The following is a 14,787-nucleotide window of genomic DNA, read 5'->3' on the forward strand; positions in this document are numbered from 1 at the left end:
AGCCATTTTCAATAAGTCCGTCCAACTGTCAGGTGCTCATATCAGCACCCGTGCAACCATCGCCGGTTCTACTCGTACGGCTCGGCGGGTGCGGGGATGTGTTGCCAGTCCTCCACCTGGAAATAGGGAACATCGGCGTCGTTGACCGGGTCCTTGGCGGTGTGCGGAATCCACCGGCCGGTGGCCCGTACCCAGGTGTTCGCCGGCGCCTGCGGAACCTGGCCACGCAGGCCGATCTTGATGGGGACGCCGTCGGCGGCGCAGCAGGACAGCACGATGCGGGCGAGCATGGGCTGCCGGTCCGGCCCGGGGGCGAGGAAGCCGGTCAGCTGGATGCGCCGGTCCTGCAGGGTCCGGCCGTGGTCATAGACGGCCCGGTAGCCGTAGTCGAGGAGGGTGAGCTCGGCCGGGTCGCCGGGCGGCAGGGGCGGGTAGGCGACGTCCCGGTTGTCGGTCAGGGCGGAGCCGGCGCGTGCGGCGGTGTCGGCGCCGAGTGCCGGCGGGACGACGAAGAGCAGGGCGAGCGCCGGCAGCAGCAGCAACCACCCGACGGCCGGTCCCGAGCTGCCGTGCCCGTGTCCGTCGTCGTCCGGCCCGGCCTCGGTCCGGTTGAGCTGTCGCAGCTCCTGCAGGAGTGCCACGATCGCGGTGATGACCAGCAGCGTTCCGGCGGCGATGAGGAACGGTCGCAGTCCCTGTTTGACGTAGCGCAGGTACAGGTCGGTGATGCTGGCGCGCAGGATCGCGCCACCGAGGAAGGCGAGCACCACTGCTTGGGTTCCGCGACTCACCAGATCACCGTCCCGACGCCGGCCGCGACGAGCACGGCGAGGGCGAAGGTGGCCGGCGCGAACCGGGCGGCGAATCGCCGGCCGAAGATGCCGGCCTGCATGGACAGGAGTTTCAGGTCGACCATCGGGCCGACCACGAGGAAGGCCAGCCGGGCGGTCAGGGAGAACTGGGACAGCGACGCGGCGACGAACGCGTCCGCCTCCGAGCAGATCGACAGCAGCACGGCCAGCGCCGCCAGCGCGAGCACCGACAGCAGCGGTCGGGCGGCCAGGTCGTGCAGGAGCTGCTGCGGCATGGCGACGTTGATGGTGGCCGCGGCCATTGCGCCGAAGACGAGGAAACCGCCGGCGTGGATGATGTCGTGCCGGCAGGCCGCCCAGAACGCCGCCATCCGGGGCAGCCCGTCGAGGTGCGCCCGATGCGGCAGGCGGATCCACTCGGTGCGGCCCAGCCGCAGCCACAACCATCCCATCAGCAGGGCGACCACCAGACTGGCGCCGCCTCGGGCGGCGACCATCTCCGGGTTGCGGGGGAAGGCGACTGCGGTGGCGGTGAGCACGATCGGGTTGATCGCCGGCGCGGCGAGCAGGAACGCCAGCGCCGCGGCGGGGGTGACGCCGCGGCGGATCAGCGACCCGGCGATGGGCACCGAACCGCACTCGCAACCGGGTAGTACCACGCCCGCCATGCCGGCGACCGGCACGGCGAGCGCCGGGTGGCGGGGCAGGGCCCGGGCCCAGAACGAACGGGGTACGAACACCGCGATCACGGCGGACAGGACCACCCCGAAGACGAGGAACGGCGCCGCCTGCACCATCACCGACACGAAGACGGTCAGCCAGGTCTGCAGGCGCGGGTCCGCCATCAGCGCGCCGATCGGTCGGTGCAGGATGCCGATGAGGATGAGCAGGAAGCACAGCACCTCGGTCGAGCCGACCGCCCGTTCTCTGGCGGGGGTGCCGGGCTGGAGGTCTGCGCCGGCCGGGACGGTCGGCGTGACGGGGGCTGCTGGGTCAGTCGTGCTCAGGTGGATCACCTCTCCGATCGACCATCGCATCTTACTGTGATCGTCCAGTCACACACCGTCCGAAACGGGTGATGCCCGTCCTCTGGGGAGCCCCGGGGATGGGCATTGCGAATGGGGACGTGTTCACAGCGCCGATTGCACCGCGGCCCATGATCCCGCCTTCGTCGGTGATCAGGTTGAGCCCGCCGAACCGCTGCCGGCCGGCAGCGCGGCTCTCGGTTCGTGACACCGTTCGGGTCGATGAACCTGCGCTTGTTCAGGCCAAGTTGCAGCAGGACGCGCGAGATCGTACGACGACTGATCGCGACGCCTTTCTGGGTGAGTTCGAACTGGATGGGTGCCGCCGACCATTTGTACTCGCGGCGCACCCACTCGATCTGAGCGATCACCGCGCCATCCGTCGCAGTGGGTTGGCGCAGCGGCGTCGACGAACGGTCTTGCAGGCCGAGGTCGCCAAACTGCTCGTATCGGTTCAGCCACTTCGACGCCGTCGCGCGTGAGATCCCCATTTCCGCGCCGACGTGCGCGATCGGGCGCGTGCGACAGGGGTTCGACAAGGCGACGCCGTCCCTCGACGGTCAACGGTGCATTGGCGTGGCTCATGCGCCGATCGCGTAAGACCGGGCGATGAGGTCGGCCATCGCGCTCTGGAAATCGTCACGTCGTTGCTGGCTCCATCCCGCGGTCAGCTCGGCAAAGATCTCCTCCTGCCATGCGTGGGCCTGCCGTAGCGCGGTGCGCCCGGCGGACGTGACGGACACTTCGCGTCTGCGACCATCCGACGGTGCCGTCGTCATCGTCAGGTAGCCGACGTCGACCGCGCTCTTGATCAGGCGGGATGCGCCGCTCTGGTCGATGCCGATCTCGTCAGCGACGGCGTTCACCGTCGCGGGCTCGTAGCGGCCAACCAGAGCGGCAACTGCCTCAGTCACCAGTACGAGCCTCCCCTGCTCCGCAATAGAAGCGCCCCCCGTGGTCGCCCGACGTGACCAATGCCGCACGAAACCGAACAGGAGCTGCCCCGGCCCCGCCGTGCTCATTCGGTCGCGGCCATTTCGCGGCAGATGTAGGCCAGCTCGAGGGCCGATTTCAGATCCGGCAGCCGCAGCGCGGCCGTGACCTTCGCGCCCACGACGCGGAACACCGTCGCCACGCGAGTGGGAGTCCGGTTGTCGGGCCAGGTCGCGTCTTCCTCGACCACCATGAGCCGCTCGCTGATCGGGTGCCATGAGCGCGGCACGAGCCGGATCCCCGAACGATCCACCCAGTCCGCGAACTGATCCGGCGTGATCGGACCCGCGCCCTTCGGGCCGAGGACGACGACCGGATCACCGACTGCCGCCGCCGAACGGGGGAGATCACCAGCGTTCACGCTGGCATGCCACTCGTTGATGGCATCTTCCAGTTTCGACTCCATGAACCGGAGTGTATGCGAAACGCATATGTTTCTGCCGGAGCGTCAACAACCTCCTGGCCAGCAACACCTAGCCGTCGACCTGCATCCAGGCGGGCGCCTCGCCAACCGCCTGGAGTCGCACCCAAGACTCCTTCATTCGCTGAAACGCGCGCCGGGCGGTGACGACCCGAGGTGTGGACATATGCGCAATGCATAATGGGTTCCGGTATCACGTGACCACCAGCGTCACGGGAGGACAGGGATTCGGGCGTCGAGACAGGCGCCGCGACGAGCGGAGACGGCGGACGGTGACCGAGGCAATGCCCACAGGGACCCGCAACACTCGGCAGCGTGCCGAGGTGCTGGCGCTGCTGCGCGAGGTGGAGGGCTTTCACAGCGCGCAGCAGCTGCACCAGATGCTCGTCGACCGCAAGGCGCGGGTCGGCCTGACCACGGTTTACCGGACGCTGCAGATGCTGGTCGACAGCGGCGAGATCGACTCGACGCGGCTGCCGGGCGGGGAGTACCTGTACCGGCGGTGCAGCCAGAGCCGGCACCACCATCACCTGGTGTGCCGGGAGTGCGGCCGCGCGGTCGAGGTCGCCGGCCCGGCCGTGGAGCGGTGGGCCGACCAGGTTGCCAGCCAGCACGGTTTTACCGACGTCGGTCACACCCTGGAGATCTTCGGCACCTGCGACAAGTGCGCCGCCTGACCGGCGGCTCTCGATCAGCGGCCCACCACCGCGGGCTCGCCGACCGTCTGCGGTCCCATCCGGAACTCCGGGTCGATCTGATCGGTGAGGTCCGCCCCAGCGCGCTCGTTGGCCCACGCGGCGGCGTTGCGCCGGTGGAACTCATGCGCCCACCGCGTGAAGGCCGTCCAGTCCTGCACGGTGTCGTCCACCGCCTCCACGAGCTTGGCGACGGCGGCCTGGTTGGCGGGCTCCAGCTCGGCCAGCGGGCCGACCGTGCCCCGCTCCGCCCGCCGCACGTAACCGGATCTGCTGAACCAGGTCAACAGGTCGCCGCCGACGTGCTCGCGGAGGAACTCCATGTCGCCGGCGTCCTCGACCTTGTTCCCGACCACCGACAGCGCCACGCCGTAGTCACGGGCGTAGCCGGCGTACTGCCGGTAGACCCCGACGCTGCGCACGGTCGGCTCGCACACCAGCACTGTGCGGTCGAAGCGGGTGAACAGCCCGGAGGCGAACGAGTCCGCGCCCGCGGTCATGTCCACCACCACGTATTCGCCGGGCCCGTCGAGCAGGTGGTTGAGCAGCAGCTCCACCGCTCCCACCTTCGAGTGGTAGCAGGCCACGCCGAGATCCTCGGCGGCGAACTCGCCGGTGACCGCCAACCGCACTCCACCGACATCCCGCACGCAGGCGGCGTAGATCGGGTTGTCCTCGATCACCCGCAGCAGCCGTGAGCCGCGTCCCGGCGGAGTTGTCTTGACCATTCGATCCGCACTGGTGATGCGGGGGTTGGCGCCGCGCAGGTAGTCCTTGATGGCCGGCAGGTGTTCACCGAGCGGCTTTATCGGCGGCGGCGCGTCCGCAACGCCGCCGAGGGCGGCAGCGAGATGCTGGTTGATGTCGGCGTCGATGGCCAGCACCGGCAGGCCCTGGCCGGCGAGATGCCGGGCGAAGAGCGCGGCGAGAGTTGTCTTGCCGCTGCCGCCCTTGCCCACGAACGCGACCTTCACCGCTGACACCCTCCCACTCTATTGGAAACCATTTCCATGAGCGGGACCGTACGCGATGGCTCGGGCCTGCCGGGCGGTATCCGGGCGACTCGCCGCAACGAATCGCCATCGGGCAGACCACGCACGTCTTGGTCGCCACTACCTTCGGCGCAACACCTCCCCGCTGAGCCGCCGTATGGTGCGCAGGGTCGTCGCGCGGTCCCCGGTCACCTCGGCCAGAAACAGCAGATGCCGCACACCGGGAAGTGCCGCGGCCGCGTCGACGGCCGCCTGGCACCGCTGCGGCGACCCGACCGGGTGCAGGGCGACCAGACGCCGGACGTACGCGTCGATGTCGGGCGGGCCGGCCGCGGCGCCGTCGAGACGGACGTACTCCCTGGTGCCGGCCAGCAACTCCGGCAGCCGCTCTCGCACCGTCCGAGCTGCATCCGCGTCGGTGTCCTCGACGTGCGCCAGATGGGCGCTGGCATGCGGCACCTGCGTGCTGTCGTGGCCGTGCGCGGCGGCGACCTGCGCGTACCGGTCGAGCAACGACCGCTTCTCCGCCAGGTCGGCATGCAGCCCGAGCAACAGCGGGAGGCCGTGGCGGGCGGCGAGGTCCACGGTGGCGAGCGAGGTGGCCGCGACCCACGTCGGCACCTGTCGACGGGGTCGGGGCACCACCTGCACCGGCCGGAAGGGAAAGCTTCCGTTGCCGGCGACCTGCGCCGCGCCGGACAACCACCGCAGCACGATCTCCACCGCGTCGGCGAAGCCGTTCGCGTAGCGATCCAGGCCGGTGCCGAAAACCTCGAGGTCGACCCACGGCCCGCCGCGGGCGACCCCCAATCGAAACCGGCCCCCGGACAGCTCGTCGAGCAGCACCGCTTCCTCCGCCAGGCTCACCGGGTGTCGGACCGACAGCACGCAGGCGGCGGTGCCGACGGTGATGCGGCGGGTCGCCCCGAGCAGGTGCGCGGCGAAGGTGATAGCCGACGGGCACACGCCGTAGGAGATGAAATGGTGCTCGGCGACCCAGACGCCGGCGTAGCCTGCGGCCTCCGCGGCCAGCCCGTAGCGGTACGCGTCCGCCAAGGCCTGCGCGTGCGTGCCGCCCGCGCGGTGCCCGGCAAGCAGGAACAGGTGCCATTGGACCTGCTCACCGGGCCGCGAGGTGTCGGGCGGTTCAGCAGTCACGCAGCTCTGGCGACTGGTTGAGCAGTTGTCCCCGGGTCGAGATGAACCTGCGGTACGTGTCGGAGTCCACGGCGCCCAGCCGGAACGCTGCCACCCGGTGGCAGTTCTGGAACGCCAGCTTCACCCCGAAGTGGCGCTCCAGGCTCGCCCGGATGGCGTCGCTGGCCAGCGCGCGCAGCAGCTGCCCGCGCTCCGCCTCGGTGGGTGGCGGTACCACGTTGTCGGCGAATTCGGTGTCAGACGTTTCCAGGTCGGCGACCACGCGGCTGACGGTGTTCCAGGCGTACGGAAGGGAGTCCCGGACGCAGGCGACGAAGGCGTCGTCGTCCACGGGGCCGGTCTCGGCGGCTTCGAGCAGGGCAGGCGGCACGGTGAGAGACATGGTCCTCCTCAGGGCCTTAACGACCATGATTGCCGTTAGCGTTACGCTCCGAGCACATCACGTCACCAGCCCCACGTCAACACTCGACACCTATCCCGGCCCAGGTGGCCACTGCTGGTCGTCGTTGCTCGGGCGGGCGCGTCGCTAGTGCGGACCGATGCAAGCCGCTGCCGCACGTTCGGTGACATTCGAATCGGAATTCATTATCGTGATCTCGTCCGCGAGGTAGGGGGTACGTACCTCAGGTGAGGCGGACCCGGCCGGCGTCGCTCACCCAGGGCGCACGTCGGCCGCGCCTCTCTGCCCCCGTTTGCCTCTTCACCGGTGTGACCGTGCAGCCGCCCGCCGCGATATCGGATGTCAGGCACCAAAGATGAAATCGGCTGTCATCGCAGGGATCGCGTGTGGAGCTGGTAGCTCCGGTAGTAGATCCCTGAGGCGACGCGGCGGCCCGTCACCGTTGCCGCCCGTTGCCGTCGGCTGAGCACGGGGACGACCGGCCGGGCCATCCCGAGGGATCTCGTGAACTCCTTCGGTACGGGCGGCGAGCAGGAGTCGTTCAACGCCGACCTGCCTACCGGCCCGCTGCTGGCATGGCCCACCGGCCGCAGGCGTTTCGGGCGGCCGGTCGAGCGCATCCGATGACCGCCACGGGCGCCGCCATGTACGTCTTGGCGTGATGGACGAGGCTGGATCAGCCCACGTCGGCGCCACGTCACCTCGCCGCGGTCTGCGTGGCCACGGCATCCGGAACTGCCGAGATCAGCGCACCGTGGCGGCATTGCAAGAGCAAGCTGCCCCGGGCGTCACTGCAGGAGCGCGGTAGGCTCCACGCCTCGCCGCCGGTGAGGAACTCGCCAGCGGCGAGGTCTTCGGGTTTCGCCACGAGGGAACCGCCCAGACTCTCGGAGTCGATCCGCATCCAGCGGCCGTCGTGCCGGTACTCGGTGATCCAGTGGTCCACGCCCTTGTCCGGGTTGGAAATACGTGGCGAAGCCGCAGCGGGCCCGGGCCGCGAATCCGCGGTAGCGCAGCAGGGCACAGCTGAGCATGGCGAAGTGCGGCAGGTGCCGATCACCCGCCGATCGGGGTCGCGTGCGGCGGTCAGCGGTGCCGGGTCGAGGGCCAGTAGGGCACCGATCAGGCCGCCGACGGGACGGAGCCGGTTCTCGGCGAGCCGCTCGTCGGGGACGCCCAGGCCCTTCGCGTCAGTGGGCTGGATGACGAGGTCGTGGACAAGGCGGCAGATCTCGACGGCCTCGCTCGGGAGATTCGCCAGGGCGGCTCGTGGACCGTGTCGATCCTCGTCATGGACCTGTCCCGGCGTAATCGATCGTCCCCGTCATGCCGCGCATCGGGGTCGGCCATAAATGGCTTGCACAGGCGCCGGTCCGAGAGCTTGGCTACTCGCCATGCCTTCCCCCTCACCGATCTTCGTTGCGGGTACGGGTCGTTCGGGAACGTCACGGATCGCCGATATCATCGGCGAACATCCGCTGATCCATCGGATTCCCATGGAGACCCGGTTTCTCATCGACCCGGGTGGCCTGCGGGACCTGGCCGACGCGCTCAGCGATCGATACGACCCCACCGTCGGTGAGGACGCCCTGCACCGGCTGAGCGACTTCCTCACCGTACGAGTGCCCGGCCGGCGCGACGATCGCGGCAAAACCGTTCCCGAGCTGGTCGGCGAGCGCCGCTACCGGGACGCGGTGCAACAGCTCTGGCCGCAGCTGGTCGCGTACACATTCGACGAACCTGCGCCGGCGGAAGGCTTCGGAAACGCTGGCCGGCCTGCCGGGCCCTTCGAGCCGTCGAGCCGCCGGCGGGTACTCCCGAGGTATTTCGGCGATCGGTGCGAACTGCTCGGGATCCTCCGTGGCCTGATCGACACGACGTTCGGCGGAGCAGCCGCCGATGCGGGCAAGCCGACCTGGTGCGAGAAGACACCGTTCAACCTGCTGTGCATGGACTTCCTGTGGGAACTCGTCCCCGAAGCGACCATCGTGCACATCAAGCGCCACCCGGTCTCAGTGCTCGCATCCCACCTGGCCCAGCCATGGGCACCGCCCACCGTCGACGGCACGCTCGCCTACCTCAAGCCGGTCTACCACCGCTGGCTCACCTGGAAGAACACGGTCGACCTGACGGGCAGGCGATACATCGAGGTGAAAGCAGAAGATCTCGCAGCCGACTGGCCCGGGCAGCGCCGCGCCCTGTTCGAACGGCTCGATGTCGACGACTTTGTTACTCCCTCAACGTTTCGGTCGCACAAGCTGGCGAACCGCAACGACCAATTCGACGACGAAACCCGCGAGTTCATCGAAGAAACACTCGGCGACGTCATCCCGGCCATGGGATATGAGTGACGGCTCTGGCTCTCCACCTTGACGACGCCACGTCGCGCCCTCGAACACCCGTAGGAGGAAGCTGCTTTAGCCGAACCGCATTGCAGACCACTCGTTCTTCGCTTCCGGCCTTATTTCTGAGCCCCGCGCTCATGGACAGGTGCACGCTTCTGCCGCCGAGCGGGCGTCACGGAGAGTGATCGTGATCCCTGTGCAGAACGCGCGGACGTAGCCGTTGATCGGCCACCATTCACGGGAGGGAACATGACGGGCATGTCGCTGCCCACCCCCACGCTGCACACCGCACGCCTTCGACTGCGTCCCTTTAACGACACGGATTCGAACGACCTCTTCGCGCTGCACAGCAATGCCTACGTGCTGCGCTTCTGGGACGCGCCGCCGTGGAGCGAACGCGTGCGCGCCGAGCGGTTCATCACGGCTTGCCGGCAGATGGCAGAGGGGGGCACCGGGGTGCGGCTGGCCGTGGATCGTGTCTCCGACGGGGCGTTCATCGGCTGGTGCAGTCTGACCCGGTGGAATCCGGACTACCGCAGCGCGTCGCTGGGCTACTGCTTCGACGATGCAGTGTGGGGCCACGGCTACGCGACGGAGGCCGCCCGCGCTTTGCTGCGGTGGGCATTCGACACGCTGGACCTGAATCGCGTCCAGGCTGAGACCGATACCCGCAACGTGGCATCAGCCCGCGTGCTGGAGAAGCTCGGCTTCGTGCGCGAAGGGACGTTGCGGGAAGACTGTGTCGTGAACGGCGAGGTCTCTGACTCGTGGGTCTACGGGCTGATCAGGCGGGAGTGGCGGCCGTCGACCGAGCCGGTCCCCGCCCGCTGAGTCCTCGCTCCCTCGCGAGACGTCGCCCGGCACCCGGGTGCTTCGCTTCGCCGCGCCGAGGGGCCGGCACGGGGCACTCTCATGCCGCTTCCAGGGCTCATTGACCGGCGGAGACGTCACGCTCCGCACGAGTCACGAGCTCGCCAGACTCAAGGGGGCTTGTCGGGACGGTAGGCCGTTGGCCCTTCTGCCGGTCAGCGGTGGCTGACGACGTTGACCACCTTGCCGTCCAGGTGGCGGACGAAGAAGCGCCGGACGCCGCACGGCTCGTCGGTGATCGGGTGCACAATCTCTGCGCCTGTCGCGCGTACCGCCTCGTAGGCGGCGTCGACGTCATCGACCTCCACGCTGAGGTCCGGGTTTACGGAGGCCGCATCGTGGTGATCAGGATGACCTGGGCGGTGGGGTTGGCCGATGAGACCAAGTTGACCACCCAGCCCAGGTTCATCTCCTCGCGGAAGCCGCAGCCCAAAAGCTGGTAGAAGCCGCTGCTCGCGACCGGGCCGGCGGTGGTGATGTCGGGCACGGCACGGCGAATCGTCATGCCCGATTTTGGTGGCCGCAGCCGGTTCGCTGGAGACCCGACGGTGGCTATGCCGCCGATGCGGGCGGGCACCGGTCTCCGATGCCGGCGGCAGCTACGCAGTCAGCATCGATGGCCGTGTCATCGCCACGGCAAGGTCAAGGCGCAACAGCCGCAACGGCCGGCACGCTGGCGAGCACGTCATCGCCGCCGCCCGCGCTTTCTACTCCCGGCTGTCGCTGGCGGTCGGATCGAGGCATCGGCCAGTCCCGCCCTCGGCATCACCTGACGACTTTGCCGGGGCCCTGTTGATCGGTCCATCAGCCGCTATTTGTACAGTCCGCCGCCGGCGGCGCGAAGCGGTCTCCCGCGCCGGTGTTGTGATCGTTCAGGGAATGCGAGGGTGTAGTTACAAAAAGGACCGTCTGATGTTGAGCCCAGGTCGACGTCGAATTGGCACTGGGCTCGGCAATTGTTCCGTGGCCTGGCGGGTTCGGTATTATTGTTCGCGCGCACGGCGTTGTCCGTGTACTCTAACCGAGAGTCGCCAGGCGGGCTCACCGGTCGCGCGAAATCCGCAGGTTCTGCGGTCAGTATGGCGGCGAACTGGAGATAGTGCTCGTCGACTATTCGGCGACGCGCGGTCCGGGGACCTGGCGGCTTTGACGTTTCGCGGCCCGGCCTACGGGCGAGCAACGATGGACAGTCGGAGGCCGGTCTCCGTTTCCTCGATGAGCACACGTTCGCCGTGGCTGTGGTCTGGCAGCATCGCGTCGTACAGTTCTTCGTTGCTGATCTCCACAGTGCCACCGGATCTGCCGATGAGGACGTTGAGTACGGCGCGCAGGTTGACGTCGCTGAGGTAGCGCATGGGGGTTGTCTCCGTAAGTCCTGCTGCTCGGTTCGGACATGAAGGCAGTTCGGTCCCGGCGACCGGGATGACGTCGCTCGTCAGGCACCGGTCGGCGCGGCGGGGCGCTGCTCCAGGCGTGCGCTGGATCTCGCCAACGCGGGCAACGATATCGACGAACGGTGCGGGCTGGTGCGGCCGGCGTGGACCCGGACGATCGCCCCCCGCGACGAGCCCTCGGCCCGGAGGCCGGTCACCTGTCCTGCGGGCCGTAGTGGCGCGGCGGCGGGCCGCCAGGCCACCGGTCCCAGCAGGGCTACTCTCACGGAGCTGTCGACTCGCCGAGTTCGGCGGGGTCGAGACGCAGGGTCGCGAGCAGCCCGGCGTGCCGGGTGGTGTCGACCTGCTCCGGCAGCTCCCGCTCGACCCAGTCGGCCCTGGTGTGCTGGCCGCGCCGACGCAGCGCGGAGACGATCGTGTGCCGGGCGATTGTCATGATCTGCTCCTCGGTGGCGATGGTGGGAAGATTGCCGGTCCTTCGCTGCCTCGGCGCAGGTGCTGTCGGCGCGGGTGCCGGTTCCGTTGGTGCAGGGTGTCCGGCGGGTCCAGCGTCGGCTGTGCGGGAAGCGACCGCGGCAGGGTCGCCGGAGGCGGTGCGGAGACGGCCGCCACCCTCTCCCAGGTGCGCCAGCCCGCGCTGTCGGCCGTCGGCTCGGAGATCGTGCGCGGCGACGGTGAGCAGTTGCGGAGTTTGGACCGTGTTGCCGGCGGTGGCGGCGCGCGCCATCGCCGCCTCGGCCAGGTCGACCGGGGTGCCCGGCGGGACGACCAGCAGGTCGACCCGATCCTCGTTGAGGCAGATGGCGGTCAGCAGGCTGGCGGGCTGACTGGTGAAGTAGCCCAACCGCAGTTCCCTGCCGCCGACGATCAGGCGGCGTGGGTTGCCGTCCCAGGTCTCGGTGTTGAGAAGCAGCCGGACGATCGGCCCGTGCAGCAGGTCGATGGCGAGGACGAGGCCGGGCAACTCCGCGAGCGGATCTGTCGAGCGGGGCCACCAGCCGCCGTCGAGTAGCGTGCGCGCGGACCGGGTCGGTCCGATCCGCAGGCGCGGCGCCGACGGCGGCGATGGGGGAGCGAGGGCGTTGGTCGATGGCGTCATGTTGGATCCTTATCGCCGTGACCGCGGCGTAGCGGTGGGTCGTGCGCGGAGTCGCGCCATCCGCCGGGTCGGCGCCGTTCGCCGACCCGTCCGGCCGGGTCGGCGGTTGTCCCGCTCAGTGGCGGCGCTGCAGCTGGGTGATGTGGGCAGTGCGGACCACCATGGCGACGATCGCGAGCGGCTTGCCGTGGTGCGACGCCGATCCGGGTCGCGCCGGCGCGCGTCAACGGCACCCGGCCCGGTGGGAGGGGGAAGTGTTTCCCCATGCTCCGACGGCGGGAGGTCGGTCGGGCCCGCTGCGGATCGGGTGCTTCGGGTACGAACATGGCATCCCCTCGGGGGAGCCGGCGTGGCGGGCACCTCAGGAGTGGGATGTCGTCGATTCCGGGATGGCCCCATCCTACGCCTGTCCGGGCCGGTCAGATCGGTGACGCCGCAATAGGGGCCGAGGCTCACCCCGAACGGTCCGTGGTCGGTGCCCGCCCGACGACGTGCAGCCGCGCGAGATGGCCGGGTTGATGTGGGGTCATCTCGGCCGCTGGCCACCTCAACTGGCGGCCTCCGAACTGCGGCTGCCGACCCTGGCCGACTCAGGCTACGAAGGCGCCGGCCAGAGCATCGATGAAAACGACTGGATAGACGGGATCGAGGGCCGATTCTGCTACTCGGCCATCCCCTCGAGGACCTTGTCGGTGATGCTGCTTGGACACGTCGGCGCCGTACACCTCGGCCAGGCGCGCCGCGAACTCCCCGTGCTCGACGAGGTGGCGGTGCGGCGCCCCGGCGGCGCGGGTCGGCCCAGAGCCGTCTGGACGGCCGTGGCGCGGACAAGGGCTAGAAGGCGGGGGAGGGTGCTTCGGGCGGGCGTCCATGGGCGCGAAGGATGTCCGCAGTGGCTACGCCGGCCAGGACCAGGTTCGCGAGGATGGCGGCCCCCAGCGGTGGGACGTACACCATCACCGGTGCGGCGACGGCCAGCACGAGCAGTGCGACCAGCCGGGATGGGGAGACCCGGCTGAATACCTCGTATTCGAATCGGGCTCGGCCGGCCAGGAACAACGCGGGCCCGCCGAGAATGACGGCGACGAGCCCGAAGGTGGTGTCGCCGCTGGGATGACGGATGATGGTTTCGGCTCCGGCTGCGGCGACGACGACGCCGGCCACCATGATCAGGTGGGTGTAGGGCGCTGACCGCACGAGCCGTCCCGGGTCACGGGAGGACTCGATGGCTGCCTGGAGCAGGGCCCCGGCGCGTTGGCGGTAGATCTGCCACAGCAGCACGGTGGTGACGAACGTGAGCACGAACGCGACGGTCCGGTCGAGTGCGAATCCGCCGCCGGCGTATATCAGGGTGGGGAGCAGGATGAGGTCGCCGAGGGCGAGAGTGAAGAACTGTTGGTAGCGCTCGGCCAGGTGTTCGGCCGCTAGCCTGTACTCCGACCCGGGTACCCTACCGAGCCGGGGTGTGGGGTAGCGGAGCCAGGCCGCCCCGTAATCCAGGGCGAGGGCCGCGGTCCACAGCGCTCCACGCGCGGTGCCTGCCACGGTGACTCCGACGAGCCATGGCACGGCCGAGACGGAGAACCAGAAGAGGAATCGCGCGGCGTGTCGACGTGCCTGCGGCTCCTGTAAGGCGGGCGCCAGGAAGAGATTGCGGCCGAGGTGGATCGCTACGTAGGCGCCGGCGAAGACCACGGCGTCGCGGGTGAAGGCCGCGGGCAGCGCGGCTGCCATCAGCATGGTGCCGAACATGACCGAGATGGTCATGACGTAGATCGGTGGTCGATGCGGTAGGTAGAGGTCGGTCGTGAGCGTGGTGACCGACCAGACCCACCAGAGTGCCATCAGCAGGACCAGGGTTTGAAAAGCGCCGGGCCAGGTCAGATCAGCGGCCAGCTTCTGCGAGGCCAGGGCGAGCGCGGCAACGAAGACCAGATCGAGGAACAGTTCCAACAGGGTTGCTCGTTGCGGTCCCCTGGACTGGCGGGTGAGCCCCACCGCGCGGTCGTTCGTCATGGGCCGCCTGATCTGGTGAATCGTCGGCCACCGGCAATCGGCGGCTCGCCTTCATGCTCGGCCGCCTGGCTGCCCCTAGACACGATCATGATCTGACAATTCGCCCCCTTCGGTCCAATCGTATTCAGGACTGGACCGCCGAGTACCCAAGAACGACACTCCGCTGCTGCCCCGTCGGGCGACCCCGGGGCCATCCCCGCCCTGCACCACGTTGAGGCCAGCCGCTGCTGAGGGCGGCGGCTCAGTGTGGCCGCGCCGAAGGGCGTACGACACTGGTGGCGCGAGCAGCGGTGAGGCGATCAGGGTCCGCAGCGGCGGGGTAGGCGCCAGGAAGACGACCGCCGGGATCAGCGGCAGGACGGTGCGCGTCGCGGCTGTTGGCCGCGTTCGGTGCACCCCACGTTGGCGGTCCGACCGGCGACCAGAGCGTGGGCGTCGCGGATAGGAAGCAACACGTAGTCCGACTTGCGCCCTGTCCGAGCGTGGTACGGTGGGTCCCGTTGCAGTTGCTTTCCGAATATTTTGCCAGCGCATGGTGGGTATCGGATCCCTCCGCGCCTGGTGTTC

General features: G+C 69.1%; 16 protein-coding genes and 1 pseudogene. 3 read left to right on the top strand and 14 right to left on the bottom strand.

What is annotated here, in order from left to right:
• Positions 1-68: 68 nt before the first annotated feature.
• The 5 genes and pseudogenes from ABZ570_RS01070 to ABZ570_RS01090 form a co-directional block, all read right to left on the bottom strand.
• Complete coding sequence (locus ABZ570_RS01070; RefSeq protein ID WP_358055374.1) at positions 69-791, bottom strand: TIGR03943 family protein; 723 nt, start codon at positions 789-791, stop codon at positions 69-71.
• Positions 788-1,849: a permease gene (locus ABZ570_RS01075; protein ID WP_358055376.1), complete on the bottom strand. Its 1,062-nt coding sequence runs from the start codon at positions 1,847-1,849 to the stop codon at positions 788-790. Before ABZ570_RS01075 ends, ABZ570_RS01070 begins: the two co-directional genes overlap by 4 nt.
• Positions 1,850-2,025: 176 nt before the next feature.
• A pseudogene (locus tag ABZ570_RS01080) lies at positions 2,026-2,422 on the bottom strand (leucine zipper domain-containing protein); the annotation flags it as partial.
• The gene (locus ABZ570_RS01085) at positions 2,419-2,751 is read right to left on the bottom strand and encodes a MarR family winged helix-turn-helix transcriptional regulator (RefSeq protein ID WP_358055377.1); all 333 of its coding nucleotides are present in this window, start codon (positions 2,749-2,751) and stop codon (positions 2,419-2,421) included. The pseudogene ABZ570_RS01080 and the gene ABZ570_RS01085, both read right to left, overlap by 4 nt.
• Before the next feature lie 104 nt (positions 2,752-2,855).
• The gene (locus ABZ570_RS01090) at positions 2,856-3,236 is read right to left on the bottom strand and encodes a hypothetical protein (RefSeq protein WP_358055379.1); all 381 of its coding nucleotides are present in this window, start codon (positions 3,234-3,236) and stop codon (positions 2,856-2,858) included.
• 299 nt (positions 3,237-3,535) lie between these two features.
• Between ABZ570_RS01090 and ABZ570_RS01095 the strand changes: the two genes are divergently transcribed.
• Positions 3,536-3,928 carry a transcriptional repressor gene (locus ABZ570_RS01095; protein WP_358055382.1) on the top strand — a complete coding sequence of 131 codons (393 nt, stop codon included), beginning with the start codon at positions 3,536-3,538 and terminating at the stop codon, positions 3,926-3,928.
• Positions 3,929-3,942: 14 nt separating this feature from the next.
• On the opposite strand, the gene ABZ570_RS01100 is transcribed toward ABZ570_RS01095, so the two are convergent.
• The 4 genes from ABZ570_RS01100 to ABZ570_RS01115 form a co-directional block, all read right to left on the bottom strand.
• On the bottom strand, positions 3,943-4,929 hold the full coding sequence (locus ABZ570_RS01100) for an ATP-binding protein (RefSeq protein ID WP_358055384.1): 987 nt from the start codon (positions 4,927-4,929) through the stop codon (positions 3,943-3,945).
• Between the two features lie 129 nt (positions 4,930-5,058).
• On the bottom strand, positions 5,059-6,096 hold the full coding sequence (locus ABZ570_RS01105) for an LLM class flavin-dependent oxidoreductase (protein WP_358055386.1): 1,038 nt from the start codon (positions 6,094-6,096) through the stop codon (positions 5,059-5,061).
• Entirely contained in the window at positions 6,086-6,478 is a 393-nt protein-coding gene (locus tag ABZ570_RS01110; protein ID WP_358055388.1) for an SCO5389 family protein, read from the bottom strand. The genes ABZ570_RS01105 and ABZ570_RS01110 overlap by 11 nt, the downstream gene beginning before the upstream one ends.
• 715 nt (positions 6,479-7,193) lie before the next feature.
• Positions 7,194-7,442, bottom strand: coding sequence for a hypothetical protein (locus tag ABZ570_RS01115; RefSeq protein ID WP_358055390.1), 249 nt, complete (start codon positions 7,440-7,442; stop codon positions 7,194-7,196).
• A gap of 448 nt (positions 7,443-7,890) precedes the next feature.
• Between ABZ570_RS01115 and ABZ570_RS01120 the strand changes: the two genes are divergently transcribed.
• Positions 7,891-8,847 carry a sulfotransferase gene (locus tag ABZ570_RS01120; protein WP_358055392.1) on the top strand — a complete coding sequence of 319 codons (957 nt, stop codon included), beginning with the start codon at positions 7,891-7,893 and terminating at the stop codon, positions 8,845-8,847.
• A gap of 252 nt (positions 8,848-9,099) precedes the next feature.
• Entirely contained in the window at positions 9,100-9,672 is a 573-nt protein-coding gene (locus tag ABZ570_RS01125; RefSeq protein ID WP_358055394.1) for a GNAT family protein, read from the top strand.
• A 194-nt stretch (positions 9,673-9,866) separates the two neighbouring features.
• Here ABZ570_RS01125 and ABZ570_RS01130 read toward each other — a convergent pair whose 3' ends face one another.
• From ABZ570_RS01130 to ABZ570_RS01150, 5 genes are all read right to left on the bottom strand, one after another.
• On the bottom strand, positions 9,867-10,019 hold the full coding sequence (locus tag ABZ570_RS01130; protein WP_358055396.1) for a VOC family protein: 153 nt from the start codon (positions 10,017-10,019) through the stop codon (positions 9,867-9,869).
• 14 nt (positions 10,020-10,033) lie between these two features.
• Positions 10,034-10,216 (bottom strand): hypothetical protein, encoded by a 183-nt coding sequence (locus ABZ570_RS01135; protein ID WP_358055398.1) that lies wholly within the window; start codon positions 10,214-10,216, stop codon positions 10,034-10,036.
• 661 nt (positions 10,217-10,877) lie between these two features.
• Positions 10,878-11,066, bottom strand: coding sequence for a hypothetical protein (locus ABZ570_RS01140; protein WP_358055400.1), 189 nt, complete (start codon positions 11,064-11,066; stop codon positions 10,878-10,880).
• A 301-nt stretch (positions 11,067-11,367) separates the two neighbouring features.
• Positions 11,368-12,204 (bottom strand): DUF5994 family protein, encoded by an 837-nt coding sequence (locus ABZ570_RS01145; RefSeq protein WP_358055402.1) that lies wholly within the window; start codon positions 12,202-12,204, stop codon positions 11,368-11,370.
• 834 nt (positions 12,205-13,038) lie between these two features.
• Positions 13,039-14,202: a low temperature requirement protein A gene (locus ABZ570_RS01150; protein WP_358055404.1), complete on the bottom strand. Its 1,164-nt coding sequence runs from the start codon at positions 14,200-14,202 to the stop codon at positions 13,039-13,041.
• Positions 14,203-14,787 lie beyond the last annotated feature (585 nt).

It is taken from the genome of Micromonospora sp. NPDC007271, assembly GCF_040634005.1.
Classification (GTDB): domain Bacteria; phylum Actinomycetota; class Actinomycetes; order Mycobacteriales; family Micromonosporaceae; genus Micromonospora.

Coding starts and splice junctions, on each gene's coding strand:
- ABZ570_RS01075 (WP_358055376.1), bottom strand. CDS start 1,849: ATGCGATGGTCGATCGGAGAGGTGATCCACCTGAGCACGACTGACCCA.
- ABZ570_RS01090 (WP_358055379.1), bottom strand. CDS start 3,236: ATGGAGTCGAAACTGGAAGATGCCATCAACGAGTGGCATGCCAGCGTG.
- ABZ570_RS01095 (WP_358055382.1), top strand. CDS start 3,536: ATGCCCACAGGGACCCGCAACACTCGGCAGCGTGCCGAGGTGCTGGCG.
- ABZ570_RS01110 (WP_358055388.1), bottom strand. CDS start 6,478: ATGTCTCTCACCGTGCCGCCTGCCCTGCTCGAAGCCGCCGAGACCGGC.
- ABZ570_RS01120 (WP_358055392.1), top strand. CDS start 7,891: ATGCCTTCCCCCTCACCGATCTTCGTTGCGGGTACGGGTCGTTCGGGA.
- ABZ570_RS01125 (WP_358055394.1), top strand. CDS start 9,100: ATGTCGCTGCCCACCCCCACGCTGCACACCGCACGCCTTCGACTGCGT.
- ABZ570_RS01135 (WP_358055398.1), bottom strand. CDS start 10,216: ATGACGATTCGCCGTGCCGTGCCCGACATCACCACCGCCGGCCCGGTC.
- ABZ570_RS01140 (WP_358055400.1), bottom strand. CDS start 11,066: ATGCGCTACCTCAGCGACGTCAACCTGCGCGCCGTACTCAACGTCCTC.
- ABZ570_RS01145 (WP_358055402.1), bottom strand. CDS start 12,204: ATGACGCCATCGACCAACGCCCTCGCTCCCCCATCGCCGCCGTCGGCG.